The sequence below is a fragment of the Polaromonas sp. CG_9.5 genome, from assembly GCF_035984465.1.
GTDB lineage: Bacteria > Pseudomonadota > Gammaproteobacteria > Burkholderiales > Burkholderiaceae_C > Polaromonas.
Map to the genome: position 1 here is coordinate 1 of NZ_JAXCHR010000004.1, position 25,865 is coordinate 25,865.

A 25,865-nucleotide genomic window follows, 5' to 3' on the forward strand; every position below is an offset into this window, starting at 1 on the left:
GTCCGGGTTAAGTGCACACCATCGTGGTGGGCAACTCCCCGGATACTGCCCGGCTCATCAACCCGGCGCAAGAATGGTGTTCGTCGGACGGTTACCGAAATCGGCTGTGCGGAGGATTTGGAGCATGCTTAAAATGTAATCTATGGTTTACGTATTTGCAAGTCGCTTGGCGCATGAATCTGCTCTTCTATTGATAGCTTCTTACGCATAATTCACAAGGAAATCGGCCCTATTTAATCAACAAATACCCCGTACTGCGCCCCCCGCCCTCCAGCTTGCGCAGCACGCCGCGCGCCAGCAAATCGTTGATGTCCCGCAGCGCCGTATCCGCCGAGCATTTGCCGATGGCCGCCCACCGGGCATTCGTCAGCTTGCCTTCCATGCCGTCCAGCACGCGGTTCAGCACCAGCGTTTGCCGCAAGTTCATGGGCGTGCCCGCCCAGCGATGCCAGAACCGGGCTTTATCCAGTACGCCCGCCAGCATGCCATCGGCGCCTTGCACGGCGCGCAGCAGGCAGCCCAGAAACCAGCCCAGCCACGGCGTGACGTCCAGCGTGCCGCGCTGGGTGGCTTCCAGCTGGTTGTAATAGTCTTTGCGCTCACGCTGTATCTGGGCGCTCAGGCTGTAAAACCTCTGGGCGGTGCCTTCGGCGCGGGCCAAAGCCATGTCGCCCACGGCGCGGCTGATGCGACCGTTGCCGTCGTCGAACGGGTGCAGGGTGACGAGCCACAGGTGGGCCAGCGCCGCGTGGATCAGGGCATCGCCCGCCGGGGCGGCGTTAAACCATTGCAGGAAGGCGGCAACTTCCAGCGGCAATGCCGTGGCGGGTGGCGCTTCGAAGTGCACTTTTTCTCGCCCGACCGGCCCGGACACGACTTGCATGGGGCCGGCAGCGTCGTTACGCCATGCGCCGATTTGAATACGCACGTGGCCGCTGTAACCGGTGGGGAACAGCGCCGCGTGCCAGCCAAACAGGCGCTCGGCGGTGAGAGGCTGGGCGTGGTGTTGGGTCGCGTTGAGCACCATGTCGACCACGCCGTCAATGTTGCGGTCTGCCGGAGCCAAAGCGCCAATATCCACCCCCAGCCTGCGGGCGACGGAAGATCGCACGGCCTCCAGATTGAGCGTCTCGCCTTCGATGGCGCTGGTGGTAATGACTTCTTGCGTCAGCGTTTGCAATGTGGCCTGGTCGCGTTCTGCCAGCCCCAGCCCGGCCATGCGGCCCGCCAAATGCCCCTGCGCACGGTGGACTTGCGCCAGTGGCGCGGCCAACGCAGCCGCGTCAAACCGCCACTGCGGCCAGTCGGGGCGCTGCCAGAGGTAGGTGCGGCGGCGTTCGGGTTTGTCAGAGAACATGCGGTGATTATGTAGTTCATTCACCGCTTTATTTGCGGTGAATTTTTTAACTCACTGCACCAGCGGCGCGCTGCCGTCGGTGCATTTGATGCCGCCCGCAGCTACGATTTCAAGCAAATAGTGGCGCTTGCGCATTCTGGACGGGCGCTGGCAGCTATTAATAAAGTAGCATTAAAATGAAAAAGCCCGGCCTCCAAAAGGGGCCAGGCAACTGGCTGGGCCAGAAATGGCGCTGTTATTTGGTTTCAGCGCCAGCCGTTCAAGTCATCACGCTTTGTTCAGCTTCATCTGCGTCGGCTCGCCAGTCAGGTAGCCCACGGCAGCACCAAACTTGTCCTTGTAGTTGGCGTTGATCAGCGGATCGAGCGTGGTTTTGACAACACTGTGAATACCGCCCCAGTCGCCGGCGTGCTGGAAGTTGCTCATGATGTAGGTCCAGCCGTTCAGCTCGTCCACCGCGTGCAGGCCGGTCGATTCGCCGCCGGCCGGAATCGACATGATGCGCGACAGCGCCTTGGTGTCGATGTTGTAGGCCCACAGGAAGTTGTTGACGTGCTGGCTGCTGTCTTCGCCGATGAACAGCGTGCGCATTTTTTCCGAGAATTTCAGGTTGTCGGGGTTGGCGATTTTGTTGGGGTTGGCGGTGTTGCCCAGCGCGTCGGCCATGATGTCTTCGCCAGCCAGCAGAGCCTTCGTGTCCACGGGCATCCATTCGCTGTTGATGGCCGTGCCCTTGTCGTCCTTTTGGCCGCCCTTGAGATTGAGCGCCATGACAGCGCCGGCCACCAGCGCCTTGGGCACCGAAACACCGTTGCCCGGTACGTTGGCTTTGTCGCCGGCCACCATGGAGGCCTGGATATTTTGCAGCGCGGAGTAGGCGATCTTGTCCTTGATGTTGACCGTCGTGCCTTCCATTTTGGTAAAGCCAAGACTCGCGCCTTTGTAGGCGGCATAGCGGTGGGTTTCCAGGAAGGCGGCGGCTTTTTCCATGCCCGAATTGAGCTTGATCCACTCGGTCTTGCCATTGGCCACGATCTTGGTGTAGCCAGCGCCTAAATCGGTCTTGGACACCGTCATGATGTCAGTGGGTTTCAGCGTGGTGGCCAGGTTTTCGATCTCGGCGCTGGTGGCCGAGCCGAGCTTGATCCAGGTCAGCGCAGCAGGCGCATCGCCGGGAACGATGGAAAATCCCGCGCCCACTTTGGCAACGTACAGCGTGCCTGAGGACAGGTCTTTTTCGTTGTCAGCGACGAACACGAAGTAGCCGCTGTTGGTGGCGTCGTCGCCCATGAACACGGTACGGTTGTCGGGCATGACCTGCACCAGTTCGTGCGAGATGCGGCCCAGGCAGAAATGCTTTTTGATGGCCGCAGTGCCGTCGGGATTCACGGTGACTTCGGGCATATGGCCGTAGTGGTACGGGTTGGCTTTGGTTTCATCGCCATAGAGGTTCTGGCTGTAGGCCTTGAACTGGGCGCTGCCGGCAATGGCAAAAGCGTCGGGCTCGTATTCTTCGCTGGACAGGTGCGTGCCCCACGGCGACAGGCTGGCGCCGCAGGTGATCCACAGGCCATGCACTTTGGAGGTGTCCACGTTGTGGTATTTGACCAGCGACAGCTTGCCGGTTTTGACATCCTGGTCAAGCGTGAGCACGGCGATGGGCGATGGCAGCTTGCCGTACATATCGGTTTTTCCGTCCTGCGCACAACTGGTGTATTCAAACTGCACCACCGCAAAAACGGGGTTGCCCTTGACGCCGTCGACTTTGGCACCGGGCACGCTCAAGAGCGACGTACCGTCCGGCGAGTCGGAGAAGTACTGGCGCTCTTTGCCGGCCACGGTCTTGTCGATGATCTTGTTGTTGTCGATGTCAAAGTAGCCGCCGGCCAGCACCTGACCGCCTTTGCCGTCGGACACCATGTCGCCGGTGACAAAGAAAGGCTGGTAAGCCAGCTTGAAATCGACCGTGCTGCTGTCGCTGTAGTTGACCGTCATCACAGAGCCGACGCTGGTCGTGGCCATTGCGGCCGGATTCGCCAGCGTAGGCGCAGGCATGGAAGAAAAACTGACGCCGCTGTAGCTGGCCGCTGGCGTGACCACCGGCGGGGTAATCACATCATCGCCACCGCCACAGCCGGCCAGCAGAAGGCTTCCGGCAAAGGTGGATGACAGCGGCAGCATCGGCGCGCCTGCAAAAAATTGCAGGGCACGGCGGCGGGACAGGGTAGCAACAGGTTTCATGGGGATTTCGCTCCGGGCAAATAAGCTGCGCGCGGCGAAGAAGGCCGGCGTCAGCGGGATTAATTACCCGCGTACTGTGGCCTGCCCATGTTTCAACTTGATGACACTGCGGCGTGTCCGGCGCGCAGTCAGTTGCGCTGGCAGCGCGCGCTCAAGGGCGGCTTCAGATACTGCAGCGCCGCCCCGCGCCCGCCCGCGCCCATGCCGAATTCGGCGCGCAGGCGCGGGTTGCTGTAGACCGTCTGCGCACCCTGGCCACCGGCGTCGCGCAGCAGCACATCGTCACCGCGCGCGCCTTTCAGCACAGCGGTGTCGTTGACAAAACTGACGCTGAAATTTAGGCCCTGGTCACAGCGGTAAGCCTGCATGTCGGGCACCGCGCCGCTGTTCATGCCGGCGCAGCCCGTCAGCGCCAGTGCGCCTGCCACGGCGATCAGGGCGGTTATTTGTTGGCGTGCGTGAGGGTTCATGGGCATGTCTTTCAGGGTTTATTTGGGCCACAGCGCCCAGAGTCGCAAAGGCTGGCTGATGCGCGATGCCAGCAGGCCCGCATCAACGCCGGTGCCGGCAAAATAATCGGCCCGCACCGCGCCGACGATGGCGCTGCCGGTGTCTTGCGCCAGCACCAGCTTTTGCAGGTTGGCCGCACCGCCGCGCGAGGCCAGCCAGACCGGCGTGCCGTAGGGAATGCTGCCCGGATCGACGGCAATCGAGCGGCCCGGCGTCAGCGGCACGCCTTGCGCGCCCTTGGGGCCAAAAGCGGCCTCGAAATCACTCAGCGGCTGCTCCTGGAAAAACGTGTAGCGCGGGTTGCTCCAGAGCATTTGCTGCACGCGCTGCGGTGAATTTTTCAGCGCCCAGGCCTTGGTCGAATCGACCCAGGGCGCGACCATCTTGCCTTCACCCTGATTGAACAACCACTGGGTAATGCTGCGAAAAGGCTGCTCGTTGGAGCCGGCATACGCCACGCGAACCACACGCTGGCTGCCGTCGCGCTCAATGATGCTGAGCCGGCCCGAGCCCTGGATGTGCAGCGACATCACCTCCACCGGGTCGCTGGCCCAGGCAATTTCGCGGCCATTGAGCGCAGCGCGCGCCTCGGGCAGGGTGTCGATTTCCTGGCGCGAAAACCACGGTCTGCGGCTGCCCAGCGTGGCGGGTACGCGGTACAAGGGAACGCTGTATCCGTTGCCGGGCTGACGGCTGGCATTGAGCACCGGCTCGTAGTAGCTGGTCAGCAGTCCTTCCGGGCTGCCTTGCAGGGATTCGACGCGGTAGGGCTGCAGCCGGGCGAACATCCAGGCGCGCTGCTCCTCTGGCGAAGCAATGCTGAAGCGACGTACTTCACTGCACAGGGGAGCAAACACCGGGCCGGGCCGCTCGCAGCTCTTGATCCAGGCGTTCCAGGCTTCAAACAGCGTGTCTTCTTCAAAACCCGGCAACTCGGCCCAACGCACAGCCACCCAGCGGCTTTTGCCGTGCAACCGGGGCGGCGGCAACGGATCCGTGTCGCCAGGGCGCACGCCTGCGAAAGGCGACGTGCCGACGGCAGGGGTGGCGGGCGGCATGGGCGTGCTGACGCAGGCGGCCAGCCAGGTGGCAATGACGATAATTGAAGCTTTGCGCCAGGACAGCAGGGGCTGCGTCAGGCTTTCAACGGTTTTCCAGGAAAATACCATGGTCTTGCTTTTACTCGAAGCGCTGGGCGCGCTGCTGCTGCTGGTATTCATTGTGTGGTGGACGATGTTTTCGGGTCGTAAAAAAGGCGAGCTCAAGGACGGATCGGCACACCAGGCGCCGGATACGGAAGAAGAAAAAAAGTAACCGCCATTCGCTACAATTTTCGTAGCAAATTAGCCAGCTCAACCGCCGACTTGACGCCCATTTTCTCAAAAACCCGCGCACGATGAACTTCCACCGTGCGCACGCTGATGTCGAGCTGGTCGGCGACGAGTTTATTGGGCAAGCCGCCGACCACCAGCCGCATCACATCGCGCTCGCGCTCGGTCAGGCCATCAAGCTGCGTTCGCAAGCCGTTGGTCTGGCTGTGTTCGGCCAGCGCAGCAGCAGATTGTGCAATCGCCTGCTCGATCCGGTCGACCAGGGCATTGTCCGAAAAAGGTTTCTCAAAAAAATCAAAAGCGCCGCGCTTGACGGAGCCAACGGCAGTTGGCACATCGGCATGGCCGGTCAAAAAGATGACCGGCAGGGTCGGCAGCAGGCCGTAGTCAATCAGCTTTTCAAACATCGCCAGCCCGCTCAAAGCACCCATGCGCACATCAAGCAGCACACAGGAAGGCGACTGGACTTCAAAGCGCTGCGACACGCGGGCATCAAACGCCTCGGCACTGGCAAAGGTTTCGCTGAGCAGACGCCGCGAGCGCAACAGCCAGGCCAGTGCGTCGCGCACACTGCTGTCGTCATCGACGATGTAGACCATGGCGTTATGAATCGGTTCCATATCAGCTTTCCTCAAAAGCGCCTTGCGTTGCCGCCCCGGCTTGGCCGGCGGCTGCAACGGGCAGGGTGAAACTGAAAATCGTACCTTGCGGCTGGACGCTTTCATAGCCGAGAAAACCACCATGCTGCTCGATGACGGTGCGGCACAGGCTCAGCCCCAGCCCCATGCCCTCGGGCTTGGTGGTGAAGAAGGGCGTGAAAAGCTGCTGGGCGACTTTTTCTGAAATGCCTTCCCCGTGGTCGATCACGGCAAACTCAACCCATTGGCTTTGCGCATTGGACGCCGCCGGGCGAATGCGCAATGTCAGCACTTTTTCAAGCGCTTGTCCCGATGCGGCTGTCAAGGGCGACGTGCCATCGACGCCTTGCATGGCCTGCATGCCGTTGCGCGCCAGGTTCAGCAGCACTTGCTCAACCATCGTGCGGTCGCACAGGACGGCCAGGCAGGCGTCACCGACCCGCGTGTCCACCCGCACACCGAGTTTGCGCGCCTGCAAAATCACCAGCGGCATGATGGCGTCGAGCAGCGCGCGCGGCTGCACCACTTCGCGTACCCTTTCGCTGCGGCGCACAAAGTCATGCACGCTCTTGATGACCTTGCCGGCACGTTCGGCCTGCTCTGCAATGCGGCGCAGGGCAAGCTGCAGATCGTCCAGCAAAGGAGATGCTGCCGGTGCGTGACCGGCTGCGTCCTGCAACAAATTGAGCGAGCCGGTGGCGTAGCTTGAAATCGCCGCCAGCGGCTGGTTCAGCTCGTGGCTGAGCAATGACGCCATTTCGCCGACCATCGCCAGCCGGGCGCTGGCCTGCAAACGATCCTGGCTGGCACGCGAGACTTCTTCGGTGCGGCGCTGCTCGCTGACATCGAGAATGGCGCTCATCCAGCCGGTGTGCTTGCCCACCGCGTTGATCAGCGGCGCTTCCATGATCAGCACCGGAAACCGCGTGCCGTCTTTTCGCATGAACACCGATTCATGGCCCTCGCGCGGCAGGTGATTGCCCGCCAGCCGTATTTCCTGGCGGCTCTGGTAAACGCCGGCAAGCTCCGGCGGCCAATACGGCGAAGGCATGCTCTGGTTGAGCAAGTCCTGCGAGTCCACGCCGACCATTTTGCAAAAAGCCGGATTGACGTAAGTGATGCGCCCGTGCAGGTCGCGCGCGCGCAAGCCGGTCAGCAGGGAGTTTTCCATGGCTTTGCGAAAGGCCAGCGCCTCGCCCAGATCATGCTCGGCCTGTAGCCGCCTGCGCATGTCGCGACCCAGCAGGAACAGCACGACCAGCAAAGCCAGCGACATGGCAGCCACCAGCGCCGTCAATACGTTAGGGAAAAGGGCCGGGGTGCCGAGCCGGCTTTCCATTCGGACGACCAGCGTGGTTCCGGGCAAATCAAGCAGATGCTGGGCCACAAAAATCCGGCTGCCGCGCAAAGGCGTGCCCTGCAATGCCAGGCGCGTGCCGTCGGCCTCGGTGAACGACAGGGCGACGCCGCGTGAAAAGGTTTGGCCCACCAGCTCGCCGAGGATGCTTTGCAACGAATAAGTGGCCACGGTGTACCCGCTCAAGCTTCCGGCCACCACCGGCAGGCACATATCCAGCACCTCCAGCCCCAGCCCATCGGCTTGCGGCAAAAAGTAGCTGGCCGAATACGCCGCGCCGCTCATGCGGCGGGCAGTGTTGCAGGTCAGGTTGACATCGGCCTGCAGGCTGTTGCGCTTGAGCCGCTCGAACACCGGAGACCGAAAAGAGGTTTCGACCACACCGAGCACATCCAGCGTTTGATTGCGCCATTCAAGCCGCAGGATTTCACGGCTTTCGTGCAGCATGCGGCCGGCTGACAAAGTCCAGCTGGCCATGCCGGGTTCGTGGGCGTACGGCGCCTTGAAAGCTTGCAGCTCCTGGATATCGCGGTTCAGGCCAGAGCGGATGTCGACGACCGCCTCAGCCACATTGTGGTCAAGCCGGCTTTGCACCAGGCTCGCCTCATAACGCCCGGCCAGCCAGATCAGCAAGCCCAGCAGCGCCAGCACCAGCACCAGCAGCAGCAGCCACAAGGAAGTGCGCTGGCTGGCCCAGCCGGCAAGCCGGGGGGACTTCAGCGTCATGCGCTCACAACACCCTGTGGCTCAAGGCCGGCAGGCGCAGGCGAACCTCTTTCAGCCGGCTGCACAGCACGTCACCCATGACCACGCCTGCGCCCTCGGCCTGCTGCGCCAGAATCTCGCCCCAAGGCCCGACCACCATGCTGTGGCCCCAGGTGCGTCGGCCGTTTTCATGCGTGCCGCCCTGCGCGGCCGCCACCACATAGGCCAGGTTTTCGATGGCGCGGGCGCGCAGCAGCAATTCCCAGTGGGCCTGGCCGGTGGTGTAGGTAAAGGCGCTGGGCACCAGCAACAGGTCGGCTTTCAGGGCGCGGTACAACTCGGGAAACCGCAGGTCATAGCAGACACTCATGCCGACGGTATAGATCTGGCCGTCGCGTGAAGGCAGCTCAAACCGCACCGGCTGCGTGCCGGCATCAAGCACCCGAGTTTCGTCATAGTCTTCCAGTCCTTGTGCAAACCGGAACAGATGAATCTTGTCGTAGTGCGCGACGCAGGCACCCGAAGGCGCGTACGCCAGCGAGCTGTTGCAGGCCCGATTCGCGTCGCTGGTGGCGGTTGGCAGCGTGCCGCCGACAATCCACAGCCTCAGTTCACGGGCCGACTGGCTCAAAAAGTCCTGGATCAGCCCGCTACCGGCTTTTTCCTGAACCGACAGCTTGTCGGTGTCCTGCATGCCCATGACGCAAAAATACTCCGGCAGCACGGCCAGTTCAGCGTCCTGGTCGGCGGCCTGCTGCAGCAGCGCGCGGGCGGCGGCCAGGTTGGCCTGCACACTGGTTCCTGAAACCATCTGGATAGCGGCTGTTTTCATGGCTGTTTTGTCTCCGGAGTGAGTTCGCGCACCAAGCTCTGCGCCCTGGCCTTGCGATCAATTTTGGTAATTTTGGGGTCTGACCAAGTGCCGTCAATGTGGAATTCCTGGGTGGCCGCTTCCATCAGCGGGCGGCGCAGGAACATCTGCGCCAAAAAGGTTCCCAAACCGACGACCGGGTTGATGGCGGTCGCAATCAGCGAAGCCGTTCCGGCGTTGATGTCAGGCACCACCACGACCCTGAGGTCTTGCGTTTCTTCTTCAACATTGGCGCTGCCGTCCATCAGCACGGCCGCATTGACGCCGCTCATCTGCAAATTATTGGTTTTTGCCACGCCCTGCTGAATGCCCACATCGCCGCGAACGAAGTCAAAGGCAAAGCCCTGCGAAAAAACGTCACGGAAATCGAGCGTCAGCCGGCGCGGCAGGGATTGCAGGCTGAGCACACCCAGCAGCTTGGCAATGCCCGGGTCGGCCTTCATGAACTGACCGGATTCGACGTTCACATTGACCTGCCCGCTCAGGCTCGGATAGTCCAGGCTCAGGGGCGAGCCGACCCAAGCCACCTGGCCTTCAAGCCGGCCTTTGCCGCGCCGGATCACGCCGTCCATGCCAAAGCGCTTGAGCAACTCGCCCGAGTCGGCAATGTCGAGCCTGAAGTCCATCGCAGAGCGGCGGCGTTCGCCCGGCGGCGCGGCTGCACGCGGCCCGGCCGGAACGATGGCGGTCCAGTTGCCGCTGGCGGTCAGCACGGCTTCCGGCAAGATGATGTTGAACTTGTTCAGCCGCCATTCACGCACACCGCCTTCGGCTGCCGAGGCGTTGCGATTGACGGCGTCAATTTCAACCCGGCCCAGCTGCTTGCCGCGCAGCGCCATGTTTTCAACCACGATGTCGAGCGCCGGAATGCTGGCCGGCTGCTCATCCAGAATCGCCTCGACCTCGCTGGCTTCGCTGGCGGCCAGACTCAGGCGGGAAAGCCGGGCATACAGGCGGCCAGCGCCCTGCGCGCCGGGCTGGCGAAACTCCAGATAACCGTCCAGCTCGGCGGCGTCGATATTGGCGCGCCAGTTCAGGCCGTCGCGGCTGGCGCCCACCACCACGTTGTTCAGGTTGCGCCCCTGCAGCTTGAGTTCCTTGGCGCGTATCGCCATCAGCGTGGGCAGGTAACTCATGGCCGCCGCCGATGCGCCCGAACTGGCTGCAGAAGGCGTCGCAGCACCGGCCTTTGAGATACCGCCGCCGGTTGTATCGTCCAGCATTTTTTCCCAGGCATCGAGGTCTACCCGCGCCAGATTGATATTGGCACCCACGCCCTTCTCTGGCGAAGGAACCGACTCTCCGGCCTCCAGCCCGACGCCAATGCCGCCCCGGATCACGCGCGGTTCTGGGCCGCTGACATCGCGCACATAGTTGACCACCGCGATGCGCCCGATGCTCAGCGACAACTGGTCTTGCAGCGTTTGCCCGGCCTCCAGCGTGCCCGGCACCAGGGCACTCTCAAAGCGGACGGGCAACGCGGCTTCAGCACTCTTGGCCAGAGGCGCGGGCAAGCTCAGCGCCATGCCCTGCAGGCTGCTGGAGACCAGCACTTCGGGCACGCCGCGCCGGAAAAGAACCGAAGCCGTGTACGCCGCACTGCCGCTGGCATGCGCTGCCAGGCGCGACACCAGCCCGAGCTCTCTGGCCTGGCGCAGTCCTTCTGCCGTCAGGCTGCCTTGCGCCTTGAAGGCTACGCTGGTCTTGCTGCCCGGCGCAGCCGCCGCAGGGCGCGTGCCGCCGTCAATGCGAATGTCGCCGCCCAGCAGGCTGGCCTGCGCGCCGGCCACGGAAAACCCTTTTTCCGTGATGTTCACCGCGCCTTTGAGCCGGGCCATCAGTGGCGCTTGCGCAGCAAACTTCACATCATTGCCGGGCAGCGTTACCGTGCCTTCAACCGTCGATTTGTCGATGTCATCGATAGGAAGGCGCAGGCGAAAACGGTAGTCGGCCATGCCGCTCGCCGTGGCCTGCGCCAGCACTTTCTCCGTCATATCGCTGAGCGGTGAGGTGTTGACAAAACCAAGCGCTTCAGACAGCGGCCCCTTGATGTCGGTCGTCACTTCCACGGTCGCGTTGTGCATCAGGTCGGCAATGCGGGCGTCGCCCTTGATGAGATGCAGCCCCGGCAGGCCGGCAACCTTGCCGCTCGCACCCTTCACCTCCAGCGAGGCGCGGTCAAAAACCAGTTCTCCATTGAGTTCCGTCAGCGCCGGCCAGGGGGCTGCGCCCGGCGGCTGCAGCGACTTGGGAACATAGACAAATTGGCCGTTGCGCACTTTGGCCGACACCTGGAAGTCCCCCTGCGCTGCGCTGGTGAAAGGCAAGTCCTCGACCGCGCCCTTGACATTGAACTTCACGTCGCTGACCTGGCCCTTCACCACGGCATCGCGCACATAGTGGCGCACGTCAGCCCCCAGCACCAGCGGCAAATAGCGATGCACCCGGCTGCCATCGCCCCGGCTCAGGCTGCCTTGCAAATCAAGAATTCCGGGGAAACGGCGGTCTGAAGAACTGCCGGCAGCGGGCGCACCACTGACGCGGTCATCGGTCTGCCAGCGCACCTGCGCCTGCCCCTGGGCGTCGGCGTTGGCAAACTTCACATCGCGCAGCTGCACCTCGATTTTCTGGCCTGCCACCTTCCATTTCGCTTCGGTGGAAAACTGGTCGAGCTGCAGTTTGGCGTCTTCAAAAATACCCGGCAAGTCCAGCGCACCCTTGGCGATTTTCACGCTGGCCTGGCCGCCTTCCTGCGTGAGGTTGAAGTCCACCGTGGCGCCGCTCACACCCGGACGGCCCGGAACAGCCTCCACGGCAGCCGCAGCGCGCCCGCCTGGCGCAGGAACGGGCGCGGGCAACGCTGCAACACGCAGGCCCGCCACCCGGCCTTTGGCCGTATAGCCGGTAGGTGCGTCCAGCGGCCCCTGCCACCGGGCATCGAGCGCTTCCACCAGCCCCTGGGGCGCAAAAGAAGCCAGCATTGCCTGCATCCCGCTGTCCAGCGGCAGGCGGCTGGCAATTCGGGTCAGCGTCGCCAAGTCCAGCCGGTCGGCCTTGAGCGTGGTGGTTTCGCTTGCGCTGCGTGTCTGGTGGGTGTAAACCAGCGCCAGGTTGCCGCCCGGCCACTGCAGGCCATCGCGGGCACGAAACTGCAGGCCTTCGGTGCTGAAATCAAATCCCTGCGCATGCTGGCTGGCCCCAACACGCCCGGCCAGGGATTCAAACCCCAGCGGCTCCAGCTTTGCGCCCAGCCTCACGTCTACGTCCCGCAGCGCCACATCGGCCAGTGCATGGGTGATTTTTCCCTTGCTGACGTCAAGCCAGGCGCGCAGCGCGCCCTGGCCCCGGTTCAGTGCCACGTCCAGCGAAGCCAGGCGCGCATAGTGCTGGAAACGGGCCACATCAACACGCGAAAAATCTCCGTACACCTGCCCGGTCCAGGTCATGACATCGCCGGTGCGCCCGGTCAGCAGCGGCTGCCTGAAAATTCCCCTGAGACTGAAGCGATCTCCCCATTCCGGCGGCGGCGTCGCATCCAGCCGCATCCGGTGGCGGTGCCGGCCATTTCGCACGACGGCATCGACCTGGCTCAAGGCCAGCGGCGGCGCCTGGCGCATCTCGTCAGTCCAGCGCACGGTGCCATCACGCACGACAAATTCCATCTGCGAGAAAAACCAGTCCGCCACGGCGCTGTGGCCGGTCGTGCTGTCTTTGGACACTTCGAGCCCGCCGACAAATATTTTTCCGTCGGCGGCGCGCCGGATATCGAGCTCGGGCCGCTCGATCACCAGTTGCTCAAAGCCCAGTCCCCACAGCGAAGCGGGCGACAGCGCGCCCACCACGCGCGGCAGGCGTACGGCTTCGCGCCCCTGGCTGTCGAGCAACGTGACGTCATGCAGCTCGAACGAGGGCATCGCCCCCAGCGAACGGCCGGTGATCTGGCCGATGCGAACCGGTACCCCTAACGCCTTGCTGGCTTGCTGCTCCAGATACGGACGAAACTCGGCAATTCGCGGCACAATCCAGCCGTGGAGCACCCACCAGCTCAGTCCAAAGACCAGCCAGGCCGATGCGACCAGCCACAACAGGCCGCGCACAGTCCGGGCAACCCATCGAAGACGACGCGACGGCAGGACAGGCAAAGCGGACGGACGGGTAGGGGTAGGCTCCATTGACTTGGGAATTATGACCGCCGACGGCAACAGCCGACTGGCGCAGAACCACGAAGTTTGTGAAGTAGTGTGATGACCCTCCCCTCAACTGCCTGCGATGAAACCCCCTTTGCTGCGGGGTTGGCCCTCTCGGCCTATTCCCGCTATGTCCAGCGTATTCGCCGCCGCTATGCCGGGCAAATGCCCCTGCTGCCCGCCGGCGAGCCGGTGCGCGCCACGATGCAGACCACGCTCGATGCGCTGCTGGCCAGCGGCCTGGAAACCGGCGCTGCGCTGCGCGTGCTGCGCCAGCTGGTGCTGGAGCGGCTGGTGGTGCTGGATGTGACCCCCACGCTCCTGGATGTGACCCCCACGCTCGCCACTGCGTGTGCTTCGCTGCCCCCCGAGGGGGTGCTGCGCCTACGGCCCGGCGAAGCCGGTTCCGTGGCCCCTGCTGGGGTGGAATCTCCCGCCGTCGCAGGGGTTTCTATATCTGGCGCTTCACTGCACGTCGTGACCCGCGCCATGACCGAGCTGGCCGAACTGGCACTCGATGTAGCCATGCGCCACTCCCGCGAGGCGCTGGATGCGCAGCATGGCGCGCCGCAGGCCGAAGGCGGCGAACTCGCCCACATGTGGGTGGTCGGCATGGGCAAGCTGGGCGCGCGTGAACTCAATGTGTCCAGCGACATCGACCTGATTTATGTCTATGACCACGACGGCGAAACCGCAGGCCGGCCCGATGGCCGGGGCCAGATTTCAAACCACGAATATTTCGCCCGTCAGGTGCGGGCGGTGTTCGGCCTGATCGGCGACGCCACCGAGCACGGCTTTGTGTTTCGTGTCGATCTGGCGCTGCGGCCCAACGGCAATTCAGGCCCGGCGGCCACCTCGCTGAATGCGCTGGAAGAATATTTTCAGGCGCAAGGTCGCGAATGGGAGCGTTTTGCCTGGCTCAAGAGCCGGGTCGTGGCGCCGCTGGAATGCATCCAGAACGGCTCGGCGCAGGCCTTGCGCGGCTCGGTGCTGCCGTTTGTCTTTCGGCGCTACCTGGACTACAACGTGTTTGATGCGCTGCGCGTGCTGCACCGGCAAATCCGCGAACATGCAGCCAAGCGCTGCGCCGGCCACCCCGAGCGCGCCAACGATGTGAAGATGTCGCGCGGCGGCATTCGCGAAATTGAATTTACCGTGCAGGTGCTGCAGGTGGTGCGCGGCGGCCAGTTTCCCGAACTGCGCACCCGGCCCACGCTGGACGCGCTGCAGCGCCTGGCCCATGCCGGCCTGATGCCGCAAGACACCGCCGACGCCATGGCGCGGGCCTACGATTTTTTGCGCCGCGTCGAGCACCGCATCCAGTATCTGGACGACCAGCAGACCCATGTCCTGCCCACCGACGACAACGACCTGGCGTGGATTGCCGCCACCATGGGTTATGCGTCGTGCTGCAACTTTTTGCATGACCTGGACGCCCACCGCGAACTGGTCGCCGGCGAGTTCGACATCCTGCTCGGCGGCAAACCGGAGTGCAAGGGCTGCGGCAAACCCGGCAACGCCCCCCCTCCGCAGCTTGACGACCTGCTTGACCAGCTGCCCACCGAATGGCCGGCGCAGTTTCGCAGCCGCCTGGCCTTGTGGCGCCAGAATCCGCGCGTTCTTGCGCTGCGAGAGGATTCGCGCGTTCGCCTGAGCCGGCTGGTGCAGCGCACCGCCCAGTGGCTGCTGGAAGGCACCGTGACTGAAGAAGCGGCACTGCGGCTGATTGACTGGGTCGAGCCGCTGCTGCGACGCGAAAGTTATCTGGCGCTGCTGCTCGAACGCCCGGCGGTGCATGAACGGCTGCTCCGGCTGCTGGGCGCGGCCCGATGGCCGGCGCGCTACCTGCTGCAGCACCCCGGCGTGATTGACGAGCTGGCCAGCGACGAGCTGCTGCACGAGCGGTTTGACGACGCCGCCTTTTCCAGGGAGCTGCAGCAGCGGCTCGCAGCGCTGCGGCGCACCGGCGAAGACGACGAGGAAACCTGCCTGAACCTGCTGCGGCGCGCCCACCATGTCGAGGTGTTTCGCACCCTGGCCCGCGACGTGGAGGCCGTGCTGACGGTCGAGCAGGTCGCCGACGACCTGAGCGCGCTGGCTGAAGCCATTCTCAACATCACCGCCGACTGGTGTTGGCAGCACCTGAAAAACCGGCACCGCGACACGCCCCAGTTCGCCATCATTGCCTACGGCAAGCTCGGCGGCAAAGAGCTCGGCTATGGCAGCGACCTGGACATCGTGTTTGTCTATGAAGATGACGACGAGCGCGCGCCCGAAGTGTATGGCGCTTTTGTGCGCAAGCTCATCAACTGGCTGACCGTCAAGACCGGCGAAGGCGACCTGTACGAAATCGACACCGCGCTGCGCCCCAACGGCAGCTCGGGCCTGCTGGTCACGCCGTTTGCGGCCTACGCCAACTACCAGCAGCGGCGCGGCAGCAACACCGCCTGGACTTGGGAACATCAGGCCATGACGCGCGCCCGCTTTGTACTCGGCGAGATGTCTTTGCGCGAGCGCTTTGACGAGGTGCGCCGGGCGGTCATCACCTCGCCGCGCGACCCGGCGGGGCTGCGCCACGAAATCATGGACATGCGCGAAAAAATACGCAGCGCGCATCCGGTGCGGGGCGAAAAATTCGATGTCAAACACAGCACCGGCGGCATGGTCGATGCCGAATTTGCCGTGCAATATTTGGTGCTGTCGCAGTCGGCGCAGCATCCGGAGCTGGTCGCCAACGTCGGCAACATCGCCCTGCTGCTGCGCGCCGAAACCGCCGGCCTGCTGCCCGATGGCATAGGCCAGCACGCCGCCAGCGCCTACCGCGAACTGCGGCGCGTGCAGCACAAGGCGCGGCTGAATGAAGAACCCACGCAAGTCGTGCCGCCCGCGTTGCAGGCCGAACGCGACGCCATTCAGGCGCTGTGGACCGCCTGCTTCAAATCAAACGATTGATTTAATTAAATCAATCGTTTGATTAACTTGTGTGCTGTAATCCAGCGCATGATTTCAAGCGACCTCCCACCCAGCGCTGCCGAGCCGCGCAAGCAGCGCTCCGACGGCGTCGAAGCCCGACAGCTGCTGCTGCATGCTGCGCTGCGGCTGTTTGCCGAAAAAGGCTTTGCCAAGACCTCGACGCGCGAGATTGCGCTGGCCGCCGGCGCGAATCTGGCCGCCATCAGCTACTACTTCGGCGACAAGGCCGGGCTGTACCGCGCGGCGTTCACCGAGCCGATGGGCTGCGCCCAAGACCACCTGGCGACGCTGGACCCACCCGACTTGAGCCTGCGCCAGTCGCTGCACGGCTTTATGGCCAGTTTTTTGGCCCCGATGAAGCAAGGCGAACTGGTGCAGCAATGCACTCGCCTGCATTTTCGGGAAATGCTCGAACCGACCGGCGTCTGGGCCGAAGAAATTGACAACGGCATCAAACCGGCGCATGCGGCGCTGGTGGGCCTGCTCTGCCGCCACTTGGCCTTGATGCAAGCCGATGACGGCCTGCACCGGCTGGCCTTCAGCATCACCGGGCTGGCGGTGCAGCTGTTCATCACGCGCGACATCGTGCAGGCCATCCGGCCCCGGCTGCTCGATACCGAAGGCATCGACGCCTGGTGCGAGCAGATGGTGAACTACGCCGAAGCCATGGTCAACATCGAAGCAGCGCAGCGCAGCACCGACCCCGCGCAGGCTTCCCTGCTCACTCCTTCTCTCCACAGCAACGCCAGCCAGAGCGCCGCATGAAAACCCCTACCCTTCTTTTTTGCGTCCTGCTGCCGCTGGGGCTGGGCGCTTGCGCCACGGCCAACGTTCCCGGCACGGTGTCAGCGCCGGTGCCCGCGCAGTGGTCTGCGCCTTTGCCGCCGCAAGTCAGCCCGGCAGCAGATGCCGGACTGCCGGAAAAGCCGCACCACGGCAAGCTGACCGACCTGACGCAGTGGTGGCAGCAACAAGGCGACCCGTTGCTGGTCGAACTGATCGCCGCAGCACAAGCCGTCAGCCCGACCGTGGCAACGGCGCGCTCGCGCATCGAGCAGTCGCGCGCCACGCAGGTTGCGGCCGGCGCAGCGTTGGGGCCGTCGCTCGATGCGTCGGCCAGCGTCAATCGGGGCCGTTCGCTGCAAAGCGGCGTCGGGTCTGATCCGGCGCCCATCGTCACCACCACGCAGGGCGGCTTGCAGGCCAGCTGGGAAATCGACGTGTTCGGCGCTAACCGCGCCAGCCGCAATGCCGCCGACGAGCGTCTGGCCGGTGCCGAAGCGCAATGGCACGATGCGCGGGTGTCGGTGGCGGCGGAAGTGGCCAACCAGTATTACAGCCTGCGCAGCTGCAACCAGCTGGCGCAGGTCACGCGCACCGACGCCACGTCGCGCCAGGAAACCGCGCGCCTGTCCGGCCTGAGCACCCGCGCCGGTTTCACCGCACCGGCCACCGATGCGCTGGCCCGCGCCAGTGCGGCCGAAGCCAGGGGCCGAGCGACACAGCAAAACGCCCAATGCGAACTCGACATCAAGGCGCTGGTCGCCCTGAGCGGCCTGCCAGAGCTTGAAATAAAGCAAAAAGTGGCGCTGGCGCAATCTCCACGGGCACAAGCAGCTATTTTTTCAATAGCAAGCGTACCGGCGGACGCACTGGCGCAGCGGCCCGATGTGTTCAGCGCCGCGCGCGATGTGGCGGCGGCCAGCGCCGACGTGGGCAGCGCCGACGCCCAGCGCTACCCGCGCCTGAGTCTGGGCGGCTCGATTGGCGCGTCGAACTTTCGCAGCAGCGGCGCATCGGCCAACCTGACGACCTGGTCGATCGGCCCGCTGGCGCTCAGCGTGCCGCTGTTTGACGGCGGACGCCGCGCCGCCGACGTACAGGCCGCGCAGGCGCGCTACGACGAAGCCGCCGCCCTTTACCGCGCCAAAGTGCGCCAAGCCGTGCGCGAGGTGGAAGAAGCGCTGGTCAACCTGCAAAGCACTGCCGCGCGCGAAGGCGATGCGCAAACCGCCGTGGCCGGCTACCGCGCCGCGTTCACCGGCACCGAAGCGCGCTTTCAGAGCGGCTTGGCCAGTCTGGTCGAACTCGAAGACGCACGCCGCAGCCAGCTGGCCGCGCAGACCACGCAAATCTCGCTGCAACGCGAGCGCCTGTCCGCCTGGGTCGCGCTGTACCGCGCCATGGGCGGCGGCTGGACGCCCGCGCTGGCGGACACCAGCCAGCACGCCAACGCCGCGCCAAATGCCACTGCCGCCAAGTTGGTGCCGCCCGCCCAATCCAGCCAGCCGCCGGCCTTGCCCGCCCTGCGCTGAACCCGTTCATCGTCCTGATTCTTCTTTCACGCCATGCAAAAATTCAAACTCAAACCCATTGTTGTTGTCATTTTGGTGGGGCTCGCCGTGGCGGCGGGTGCGTTCTTTTACGTCTCTGCCCGCAAGCCCGCAGCAACACCCGCCAGCGCCCAGGCCGCGCCCAAGCCGGCGCTAACCGTGACGGTCGCCCTGCCCGAGTCGGTGCGTCTGCCGATCAAGCTGGCCGCCAACGGCAACATTGCGGCCTGGCAAGAAGCCGCCATCGGGGCTGAATCCAGTGGCCTGCGGCTAACCGACGTGCGCGTCAACGTCGGCGATGTGGTCAAAGCCGGCCAAGTGCTGGCGACGTTTGCCACGGACAGCGTGCAGGCCGATGTGGCGCAGGCACGCGCCAGCTTGCTCGAAGCGCAGGCCAATGCCGCTGACGCCGCTGGCAACGCCCAACGCGCGCGCAGCCTGCAAAGCTCGGGTGCGCTGAGCACGCAGCAGATCAACCAGTACCAGACCACAGAGAAAACCGCCAAGGCCCGCGCCGAAGCGGCGCAAGCGGTGCTGAGTGCGCAGCAGTTGCGCAGCCGGCAAACGCAGGTGCTGGCCCCCGACAGCGGCGTGATTTCAGTCCGCACCGCCACCGTCGGCTCGGTGGTCGGCAGCGGCGCGGAATTGTTCCGCATGATCCGCCAGGGCCGGCTGGAGTGGCGCGCCGAAGTCACGTCAAGCGAACTGGGCCGCATTGCCGTCGGCACGCCGGTCAGCGTGGTGCCGGCCAGCGGCGGCACCTTGCGCGGCCGGGTGCGCATGGTCGCGCCCAGCGTTGACCCGCAAACGCGCGCGGCGCTGGTGTATGTTGATCTGCCGGCCTCCAGCAAAACGTTAACTGCCGTGCGCCGCGCCGGGCCGCCCCAAGCCAGCACAGCCCCCTTGGGGGGCAGCGAACCCTACGCAGTGGGGAGCGTGGGGGCAGCGAAAGCCGGCATGTTCGCCCGTGGCGAGTTCGAGCTGGGCGCAACCGAAGCGCTGACGGTGCCACAGCGCGCGCTGGTGGTGCGCGACGGCTTCAATTACCTGTTCCAGCTGGGCGATGGCAACCGCGTCAGCCAGCTCAAGGTGCAAACCGGCCGGCTGTCGGGCGAACGTATCGAGGTCGTTTCGGGCTTGCCAGCGGACGCGCGCATCGTCGTCAACGGCGCAGGTTTCCTGAATGACGGCGATTTGGTGCGCCTTGGGCAGGAAAATGAGTCAAATACGGCTCCTGTGCAGGCTGCACCTGCGCAAGCAGCTATCAAAGCAGGAGCAAAACCGTGAACGTTTCCTCCTGGTCAATCAAGAACCCGATTCCGGCGGTGATGCTGTTTGTGCTGCTCACCTTTGGCGGCATCTTGTCCTTCAACGCCATGAAGGTGCAGAACTTTCCCGACATCGATTTGCCCACCGTCAGCGTCTCGGCGTCGCTGCCGGGCGCAGCGCCCGCGCAGCTGGAAACCGAGGTTGCCCGAAAGCTGGAAAATTCCATCGCCACGGTGCAGGGCCTGAAGCACATCATGACCAAGGTGCAGGACGGCGGCGTCAGCGTCATCGCTGAATTTCGCCTCGAAAAGCCGGTGCAGGAAGCGGTGGACGACGTGCGCTCTGCCGTGGCGCGGGTGCGCTCTGATTTGCCTGCCGACGTGCGCGACCCGGTCGTCACCAAGGTGGACTTGTCGGGCCAGCCGATTCTGGCTTTCACGATTTCATCTGGCCGCATGGACGCCGAAGCGCTGTCGTGGTTTGTCGACAACACCATTGCCCGCAAGCTGCTGGCGGTGCGCGGCGTGGGCGCGGTCAGCCGTGTCGGCGGCGTGACGCGTGAAGTGCGGGTGGCGCTGGATGCGTCCAAGTTGCAGGCGCTGGGTGCCAGCGCGGCCGATATTTCGCGCCAGCTCAAGCAAGTGCAAACTGAAAGCGCCGGTGGCCGCACCGACCTGGGCGGCAGCGAGCAGCCGGTACGCACGCTGGCCACGGTCAAGTCGGCGCAGGAACTGGCCGCGCTCGAACTGGCCTTGCCCGATGGCCGCAAGATTCGCCTGAGCGACGTGGCCACCGTCAGCGACACCGTGTCTGAGCCGCGTTCAGCCGCGCTGCTCGACGGCAAGCCGGTGGTCGGTTTTGAAGTCGCCCGCAGCCGGGGCGAAAGCGAAGTCACTGTCGGCGCGGCGGTGCAGGCGGCGCTGAAAGAATTACAGGTGCAACACCCCGACCTGGTGCTGACCGAAGCCTTCAATTTCGTCAAGCCGGTCGAGGAGGAATACGACGGCTCGATGCACCTGCTGTACGAAGGCGGCATTCTGGCGGTGCTGGTGGTGTGGCTGTTTTTGCGCGACTGGCGGGCGACTTTTGTGTCGGCGGTGGCGCTGCCGCTGTCGGTGATTCCGGCTTTCATCGGCATGCATTTGCTGGGCTTTTCAATCAACATCATCAGCCTGCTGGCGCTGTCGCTGGTCATCGGCATTTTGGTCGATGACGCGATTGTCGAGGTCGAGAACATCGTGCGCCACTTGCGCATGGGCAAGACGCCCTACCAGGCGGCAATGGAAGCGGCTGACGAGATTGGCCTGGCGGTAGTCGCCACCACCTTCACGCTGGTGGCGGTGTTTTTGCCAACCGCCTTCATGAGCGGCGTGGCCGGCAAGTTCTTCAAACAGTTCGGCTGGACGGCGGCGCTGGCCGTGGTGGCTTCGCTGGTGGTGGCGCGGGTGCTGACGCCGATGATGGCGGCCTACATGCTCAAGCCCCTCGTCGGCGAGCACAAGGAGCCGGGCTGGCTGAAGGTGTACATGCGCGCGGCCGCTTGGTGCCTGAAGCACCGGGTGGTCACCATGGTGGCGGCCACGCTGTTTTTTATCGGCTCGATTGCACTGATTCCCTTGCTGCCCACCGGTTTCATTCCGCCCGACGACAACTCGCAGACGCAGGTTTATCTGGAGCTGCAACCGGGCTCCAGCCTGGCGCAGACCGAAGCGGCTGCCGAGCAGGCGCGGCTCTTGATTGCCAAGGTCGAACATGTGCGCAGCATCTACACCACGATTGGCGGCGGCACGGCAGGCAGCGACCCGTTTGCCGGTTCAGGTGCAGCGGAAACCCGCAAGGCCACGCTGACCGTGCTGCTCGCAGAACGCGGCGATCGGCCACGCAAGCAGGGAATTGAGAACAAGATGCGTACCGCGCTGGAAACATTGCCCGGTGTGCGCAGCAAAGTCGGCCTGGGCGGTTCGGGCGAAAAGTACATTCTTGTGCTGACCGGTGAAGACCCACTGGCGCTGAGCGCTGCCGCCCGCGCGGTCGAAAAAGACCTGCGCACCGTGCCCGGCCTGGGCAGCGTCGCATCCAGCGCCAGCTTGATTCGTCCTGAAATTGCCGTGCGGCCCGACTTTGCCCGCGCTGCCGACCTGGGCGTGACCAGCGCCGCCATCGGCGACACGCTGCGCATTGCCACGCTGGGCGACTACGACGTGTCCCTGCCCAAGCTCAACTTGTCCGAGCGCCAGGTGCCCATCGTGGTACGGTTGGCCGACGCCGCGCGCCAGGATTTGAGCGTGCTGGAGCGCCTGTCGGTGCCCGGTGCCAAAGGCCCGGTGATGCTGGGCCAGGTCGCCACGCTGAGCATGGCCAGCGGCCCGGCCATCATTGACCGCTACGACCGCTCGCGCAACGTCAACTTCGAGATCGAGCTGTCCGGCCTGCCGCTGGGCGACGTGACCAAGGCCGTGCAAGCGCTGCCCGCCGTGAAAAACCTGCCACCCGGCGTGAAGGTGGTGGAAATTGGCGACGCCGAAGTCATGGGAGAGCTGTTTGCCAGCTTTGGCCTGGCGATGCTGACCGGCGTGCTGTGCATCTACATCGTGCTGGTGCTGCTGTTCAAGGACTTTTTGCACCCGGTGACGATTCTGGCGGCGCTGCCCTTGTCGCTGGGCGGCGCGTTTGTCGGCTTGTTGATTGCGCAAAAAAGCTTTTCCATGCCGTCGCTGATCGGCCTGATCATGCTGATGGGCATTGCCACCAAAAATTCGATTTTGCTGGTCGAGTACGCCATCGTGGCCCGGCGCGGCCATGACGGCAGCGACGGCCGGCCGGTGGTGGCAGGCATGAGCCGCTGGGACGCGCTGCTCGACGCCTGCCACAAGCGCGCCCGGCCGATCATCATGACCACGCTGGCAATGGGCGCCGGGATGATGCCGATTGCGCTCGGCTTTGGCGCGGCGGATTCAAGCTTTCGCTCACCGATGGCGGTGGCGGTGATTGGCGGACTGATTACGTCCACCGTGCTGAGTCTGCTGGTGGTGCCGGCGGTGTTTACCTATATGGATGATCTGGAGCATTTCATCAAGCGGATGGTGGGGCGGGTGCGAGGCAAGCCTGGGGAGGTGGTTGCGGTGCGGGCTGGGGATGTGGGGCCGTGATAGACAGAAGCCCATCGCGATACATCAAAGATAGGAGTCTTAAGTAATGAGCCTCCCCGATATTCAGTTTGTAGATCAACGTGCACTGACGCTAATATTTGATATCGTCATTTTTCTGGAACAAAGCGAAATTGCGGGTGAGACACAGCTTGGATTTGCGAATGCCCGGTCGTCAATAGCAAACGCGGCACTACTGCTTGAATGCATCGCCAACAGTTGTCTATTGGCTCTGCGCCTGCCAGCAAAGCTACTTCAGGAGTTGGATAAACTGCCTCCCATATCCAAACTCGACTACCACCTGTTCGCTGTTTGTGGGCAACACATTGACCGAGGAAGCAGAGAGACGGAGCTGGCCACAGATGTTTTGAAATTGCGTGATCACATAGTTCACCCCAAACCAAAGCCGGGGATGCTTGCCGGAAAAACTGAGCAGGAGTATGTTGACTACGGTGCCACAAAAACTCTCGATATTCCGTTAGATAACCGATTATGGGGAAAGCAGGTTGGGGTAAAGGTGTCTAAGGCTGTGACCGGCTTCCTGAAAAAATACTTTCTTGAGTCGTGCAGTTTCTCCAAAGGTCAAATAACCACTTTATTGGTCGTTCGAGAACGAGAAATTCTCTACCGGATGACCCCGTCATGGGTCAGTGTCAATGAGGCAGAGCATGAGCTTCTCAAGAAGTGGTTGCCTGAGTTCTACGATATTCTCGATCTGCGGGTGTTCAAAAAAGATGCCTAACCCGTAGTGCACTGCCTTCGACTGAGATTGAATTCCAACCTTATCAGCTACAAGACGGGAATCCTGAGTTCGCCACCATTTTGCGCGTCGTGGGTGCGCTGGGGCTTCAGCTGCATGCGGCACCGGCTAACGTCAAGACGGCTGCCGGCTGATCTGGTTGCAACCGACTTGTAAGCCAGTCATCCTGCACTATTGCAGCGTGTGAGTCCGGCTCAATAGCGATATCGAAGCTGCGCAAGGCATAGCGCGTCGCCTTCCACCTTGTAAATCATGCGATGTGCATCAGTGATGCGGCGCGACCAGAATCCTGACAAGGCATGCTTCAACGGCTCAGGCTTGCCGACACCCCAGGCAAGTTTGTACAAACAACAGCTGAAATCTTGCAAGTCATGTCCGTTAGCGTGGCTGACCTCGCGCCATTAAAAAATTCAATCAAATCAGTCTCATGCACAATCAGGACGGGCGCAAGCAGCTATTAATTAAATAGCCAAACTCAGCCGCCAGAAGACCCCGCACGAATCTTCTTCACCAGCGCCGTCGTCGAATAGCCCTCAACAAACGGAATCGCCAGCGCCCGACCGCCATACGCCTTCACCACCGCCGTTTCGGCCAGCGCATCCATATCGTAATCGCCGCCCTTGACCAGCACGTCGGGCTTGAGTTCGGCAATCAACTCCAGCGGCGTGTCCTCGTCAAACCAGGTGACAAGACTGACCGACTCCAGCGCCGCGATCAGCACCGCGCGGTCTTCCTCGCGGTTCAGGGGCCGCTCCGGGCCTTTGCCCAGCCGCCGCGCCGATGCATCGGTGTTCAGCGCCACCACCAGACTGCCGCCGAGCTGACGCGCCTGCGCCAGATACGTGGCGTGACCGCAGTGCAGCACGTCAAACACGCCGTTGGTGAACACCACGGGGCGCGGCAAGGCAGCCAGGCGCTCGCGGGCGTCTTGTCGGGCAACGATTTTTTCGAGGAAAGCAGGTGGGTTCATGCGATGGGGGGCGCAGCCCTGAGGGGGCCGGACAAAACGGTGAGATGGAAGGAGGAGATCATTTTTGATGCCAGTGCAAAACCAGCCCACTGGCTGGGTGCTTGAGGTGTCATGGCGAGCGCAGCGCTTTATTCGACGATGGATCGCCACGCATCACACCCCAAAACCAGCAAAGACTCAAGATTATGCAGACGCCGCCCACGCACTGCGTTTAAAAAAATAGGCTGGCGTCTGAATCCACTCTCGGTCATGCTGCGTATTCAATCAATACCCGCTTGCGCATCCGCCTTGGCGGATGCCGATACCGGGCAGAAAACCGCACAGAGCAAGATGCCCCACCTGCCACTTTTTATTGCGAGTCCGCCATGAATGCGTTTTCCCTGACCTCTTTGTCCGCAGCGCTGCTGGCAGGCGCTGCTTTTGTGGGCTCTCCCGCCTACGCTGCCGGCGCGCCAGCTGGCACCTTGCCGGCGGCTGCAGCGCCGCAGGCTTGCCCCGCGCTGCTGCAGCAAGACGTGCTGCGCCTGCAAGACGAAAAACCGCAGTCGCTGTGCCAGTACAGCGGCAAGGTGGTCGTTGTTGTCAATACCGCCAGCTTTTGCGGCTTTACGCCGCAGTACAAGAGCCTCGAAGCGCTCTACACCAAATACCAGGGCCGGGGTCTGGTGGTGCTGGGCTTTCCGTCCAATGATTTTTCACAGGAAAGTGGCAGCAACAAGGAAATCGCCGACTTTTGCGAAAGCACGTTTGGCGTGAAATTTCCGATGTTCACCAAGACCCGCGTGAGCGGCAAGGACGCCAGCCCGCTGTTCCAGCAACTGGCCGCCAAAACCGACACGCCGCCGCGCTGGAATTTCTACAAATACATCATCGGGCGCGATGGCAAGGCAGTCACCGCCTTCAATTCAATGACCGACCCCGGCAGCAGCAAGTTTGTGGCAGAGCTTGAGAAGCAGCTGGCCAAGCCATGAACAACGCCTCACAAGTCCAGCGCTGCTTGACAAAACTTTACCGGCCCACGCTCTCCAAGCAGGGAACTCAGCCGAGCGGGTCGGGCTCTGATTCATCACCACCGCGCGTCAACCGCAGGCCGTTAAAAGCCGGCCCGACACGCAGTAAAGACAGTTTCATGGTTGCGAAGCCTTTCTGGCCCTCACGGCCAGATTGCCAACCCGGGGCGGTTCTACTCCTCCCTCTCTTCCTTGTTCGTTCCGGGA

Annotated in this window: 18 protein-coding genes; 8 read left to right on the forward strand and 10 right to left on the reverse strand. The window is 63.4% G+C overall.

The features are described from left to right. Positions 1 to 229: 229 nt before the first annotated feature. From RCH06_RS04050 to mltA, 4 genes are all read right to left on the reverse strand, one after another. Entirely contained in the window at positions 230 to 1,357 is a 1,128-nt protein-coding gene (locus RCH06_RS04050; protein ID WP_327080154.1) for a Fic family protein, read from the reverse strand. A 267-nt stretch (positions 1,358 to 1,624) separates the two neighbouring features. After that, complete coding sequence (locus RCH06_RS04055) at positions 1,625 to 3,598, reverse strand: PhoX family protein (RefSeq protein WP_327080155.1); 1,974 nt, start codon at positions 3,596 to 3,598, stop codon at positions 1,625 to 1,627. Positions 3,599 to 3,726: 128 nt separating this feature from the next. Further along, positions 3,727 to 4,068: a hypothetical protein gene (locus RCH06_RS04060; protein WP_327080156.1), complete on the reverse strand. Its 342-nt coding sequence runs from the start codon at positions 4,066 to 4,068 to the stop codon at positions 3,727 to 3,729. 18 nt (positions 4,069 to 4,086) lie between these two features. Continuing rightward, on the reverse strand, positions 4,087 to 5,328 hold the full coding sequence (gene mltA, locus RCH06_RS04065) for a murein transglycosylase A (protein WP_327080157.1): 1,242 nt from the start codon (positions 5,326 to 5,328) through the stop codon (positions 4,087 to 4,089). Between mltA and RCH06_RS04070 the strand changes: the two genes are divergently transcribed. Continuing rightward, positions 5,276 to 5,422: a hypothetical protein gene (locus RCH06_RS04070; protein WP_327080158.1), complete on the forward strand. Its 147-nt coding sequence runs from the start codon at positions 5,276 to 5,278 to the stop codon at positions 5,420 to 5,422. The genes mltA and RCH06_RS04070 overlap by 53 nt on opposite strands. A gap of 10 nt (positions 5,423 to 5,432) precedes the next feature. Here RCH06_RS04070 and RCH06_RS04075 read toward each other — a convergent pair whose 3' ends face one another. The 4 genes from RCH06_RS04075 to RCH06_RS04090 are packed head-to-tail and all read right to left on the reverse strand — an operon-like array spanning position 5,433 to position 13,182. Next, a complete protein-coding gene (locus RCH06_RS04075; RefSeq protein WP_327080159.1) occupies positions 5,433 to 6,059 on the reverse strand; it encodes a response regulator transcription factor in 627 nt (208 codons plus the stop codon). Between the two features lies 1 nt (position 6,060). Then, positions 6,061 to 8,160 (reverse strand): sensor histidine kinase, encoded by a 2,100-nt coding sequence (locus tag RCH06_RS04080; RefSeq protein WP_327080160.1) that lies wholly within the window; start codon positions 8,158 to 8,160, stop codon positions 6,061 to 6,063. Between the two features lie 4 nt (positions 8,161 to 8,164). Further along, complete coding sequence (locus tag RCH06_RS04085) at positions 8,165 to 8,971, reverse strand: carbon-nitrogen hydrolase family protein (RefSeq protein ID WP_327080161.1); 807 nt, start codon at positions 8,969 to 8,971, stop codon at positions 8,165 to 8,167. Continuing rightward, complete coding sequence (locus tag RCH06_RS04090) at positions 8,968 to 13,182, reverse strand: YhdP family protein (protein WP_327080162.1); 4,215 nt, start codon at positions 13,180 to 13,182, stop codon at positions 8,968 to 8,970. The genes RCH06_RS04085 and RCH06_RS04090 overlap by 4 nt, the downstream gene beginning before the upstream one ends. 72 nt (positions 13,183 to 13,254) lie before the next feature. On the opposite strand from RCH06_RS04090, the gene glnE reads away from it, so the two are divergent. The 6 genes from glnE to RCH06_RS04120 are packed head-to-tail and all read left to right on the forward strand — an operon-like array spanning position 13,255 to position 23,660. Next, positions 13,255 to 16,149 (forward strand): bifunctional [glutamate--ammonia ligase]-adenylyl-L-tyrosine phosphorylase/[glutamate--ammonia-ligase] adenylyltransferase, encoded by a 2,895-nt coding sequence (glnE, locus tag RCH06_RS04095; RefSeq protein WP_327080163.1) that lies wholly within the window; start codon positions 13,255 to 13,257, stop codon positions 16,147 to 16,149. Between the two features lie 48 nt (positions 16,150 to 16,197). Next, a complete protein-coding gene (locus tag RCH06_RS04100; protein WP_327080164.1) occupies positions 16,198 to 16,935 on the forward strand; it encodes a CerR family C-terminal domain-containing protein in 738 nt (245 codons plus the stop codon). Next, on the forward strand, positions 16,932 to 18,485 hold the full coding sequence (locus tag RCH06_RS04105; protein ID WP_327080165.1) for an efflux transporter outer membrane subunit: 1,554 nt from the start codon (positions 16,932 to 16,934) through the stop codon (positions 18,483 to 18,485). The genes RCH06_RS04100 and RCH06_RS04105 overlap by 4 nt, the downstream gene beginning before the upstream one ends. Positions 18,486 to 18,518: 33 nt before the next feature. Beyond that, positions 18,519 to 19,790 carry an efflux RND transporter periplasmic adaptor subunit gene (locus tag RCH06_RS04110; RefSeq protein WP_327080166.1) on the forward strand — a complete coding sequence of 424 codons (1,272 nt, stop codon included), beginning with the start codon at positions 18,519 to 18,521 and terminating at the stop codon, positions 19,788 to 19,790. Beyond that, entirely contained in the window at positions 19,787 to 22,921 is a 3,135-nt protein-coding gene (locus tag RCH06_RS04115; protein WP_327080167.1) for an efflux RND transporter permease subunit, read from the forward strand. The genes RCH06_RS04110 and RCH06_RS04115 overlap by 4 nt, the downstream gene beginning before the upstream one ends. A gap of 46 nt (positions 22,922 to 22,967) precedes the next feature. Next, positions 22,968 to 23,660, forward strand: coding sequence for a hypothetical protein (locus RCH06_RS04120; protein WP_327080168.1), 693 nt, complete (start codon positions 22,968 to 22,970; stop codon positions 23,658 to 23,660). A gap of 212 nt (positions 23,661 to 23,872) precedes the next feature. On the opposite strand, the gene RCH06_RS04125 is transcribed toward RCH06_RS04120, so the two are convergent. Next, on the reverse strand, positions 23,873 to 24,046 hold the full coding sequence (locus tag RCH06_RS04125; RefSeq protein WP_327080169.1) for a Txe/YoeB family addiction module toxin: 174 nt from the start codon (positions 24,044 to 24,046) through the stop codon (positions 23,873 to 23,875). 107 nt (positions 24,047 to 24,153) lie between these two features. Further along, positions 24,154 to 24,648: a D-glycero-beta-D-manno-heptose 1-phosphate adenylyltransferase gene (gene rfaE2 / locus RCH06_RS04130; RefSeq protein ID WP_327080170.1), complete on the reverse strand. Its 495-nt coding sequence runs from the start codon at positions 24,646 to 24,648 to the stop codon at positions 24,154 to 24,156. A gap of 365 nt (positions 24,649 to 25,013) precedes the next feature. Between rfaE2 and RCH06_RS04135 the strand changes: the two genes are divergently transcribed. Continuing rightward, positions 25,014 to 25,619: a glutathione peroxidase gene (locus RCH06_RS04135; RefSeq protein ID WP_327080171.1), complete on the forward strand. Its 606-nt coding sequence runs from the start codon at positions 25,014 to 25,016 to the stop codon at positions 25,617 to 25,619. The last annotated feature ends 246 nt before the right edge of the window (positions 25,620 to 25,865 follow it).

Bases quoted from the DNA above. Each gene is read 5' to 3' on its own strand.
- RCH06_RS04110 (WP_327080166.1), top strand. From the start codon at position 18,519: ATGCAAAAATTCAAACTCAAACCCATTGTTGTTGTCATTTTGGTGGGG.
- glnE (WP_327080163.1), top strand. From the start codon at position 13,255: ATGACCCTCCCCTCAACTGCCTGCGATGAAACCCCCTTTGCTGCGGGG.
- RCH06_RS04100 (WP_327080164.1), top strand. From the start codon at position 16,198: ATGATTTCAAGCGACCTCCCACCCAGCGCTGCCGAGCCGCGCAAGCAG.
- rfaE2 (WP_327080170.1), bottom strand. From the start codon at position 24,648: ATGAACCCACCTGCTTTCCTCGAAAAAATCGTTGCCCGACAAGACGCC.
- RCH06_RS04055 (WP_327080155.1), bottom strand. From the start codon at position 3,598: ATGAAACCTGTTGCTACCCTGTCCCGCCGCCGTGCCCTGCAATTTTTT.
- RCH06_RS04090 (WP_327080162.1), bottom strand. From the start codon at position 13,182: ATGGAGCCTACCCCTACCCGTCCGTCCGCTTTGCCTGTCCTGCCGTCG.
- RCH06_RS04105 (WP_327080165.1), top strand. From the start codon at position 16,932: ATGAAAACCCCTACCCTTCTTTTTTGCGTCCTGCTGCCGCTGGGGCTG.
- RCH06_RS04075 (WP_327080159.1), bottom strand. From the start codon at position 6,059: ATGGAACCGATTCATAACGCCATGGTCTACATCGTCGATGACGACAGC.
- mltA (WP_327080157.1), bottom strand. From the start codon at position 5,328: ATGAATACCAGCAGCAGCAGCGCGCCCAGCGCTTCGAGTAAAAGCAAG.
- RCH06_RS04060 (WP_327080156.1), bottom strand. From the start codon at position 4,068: ATGAACCCTCACGCACGCCAACAAATAACCGCCCTGATCGCCGTGGCA.
- RCH06_RS04080 (WP_327080160.1), bottom strand. From the start codon at position 8,160: ATGACGCTGAAGTCCCCCCGGCTTGCCGGCTGGGCCAGCCAGCGCACT.
- RCH06_RS04050 (WP_327080154.1), bottom strand. From the start codon at position 1,357: ATGTTCTCTGACAAACCCGAACGCCGCCGCACCTACCTCTGGCAGCGC.
- RCH06_RS04070 (WP_327080158.1), top strand. From the start codon at position 5,276: ATGGTCTTGCTTTTACTCGAAGCGCTGGGCGCGCTGCTGCTGCTGGTA.
- RCH06_RS04085 (WP_327080161.1), bottom strand. From the start codon at position 8,971: ATGAAAACAGCCGCTATCCAGATGGTTTCAGGAACCAGTGTGCAGGCC.
- RCH06_RS04135 (WP_327080171.1), top strand. From the start codon at position 25,014: ATGAATGCGTTTTCCCTGACCTCTTTGTCCGCAGCGCTGCTGGCAGGC.
- RCH06_RS04120 (WP_327080168.1), top strand. From the start codon at position 22,968: ATGAGCCTCCCCGATATTCAGTTTGTAGATCAACGTGCACTGACGCTA.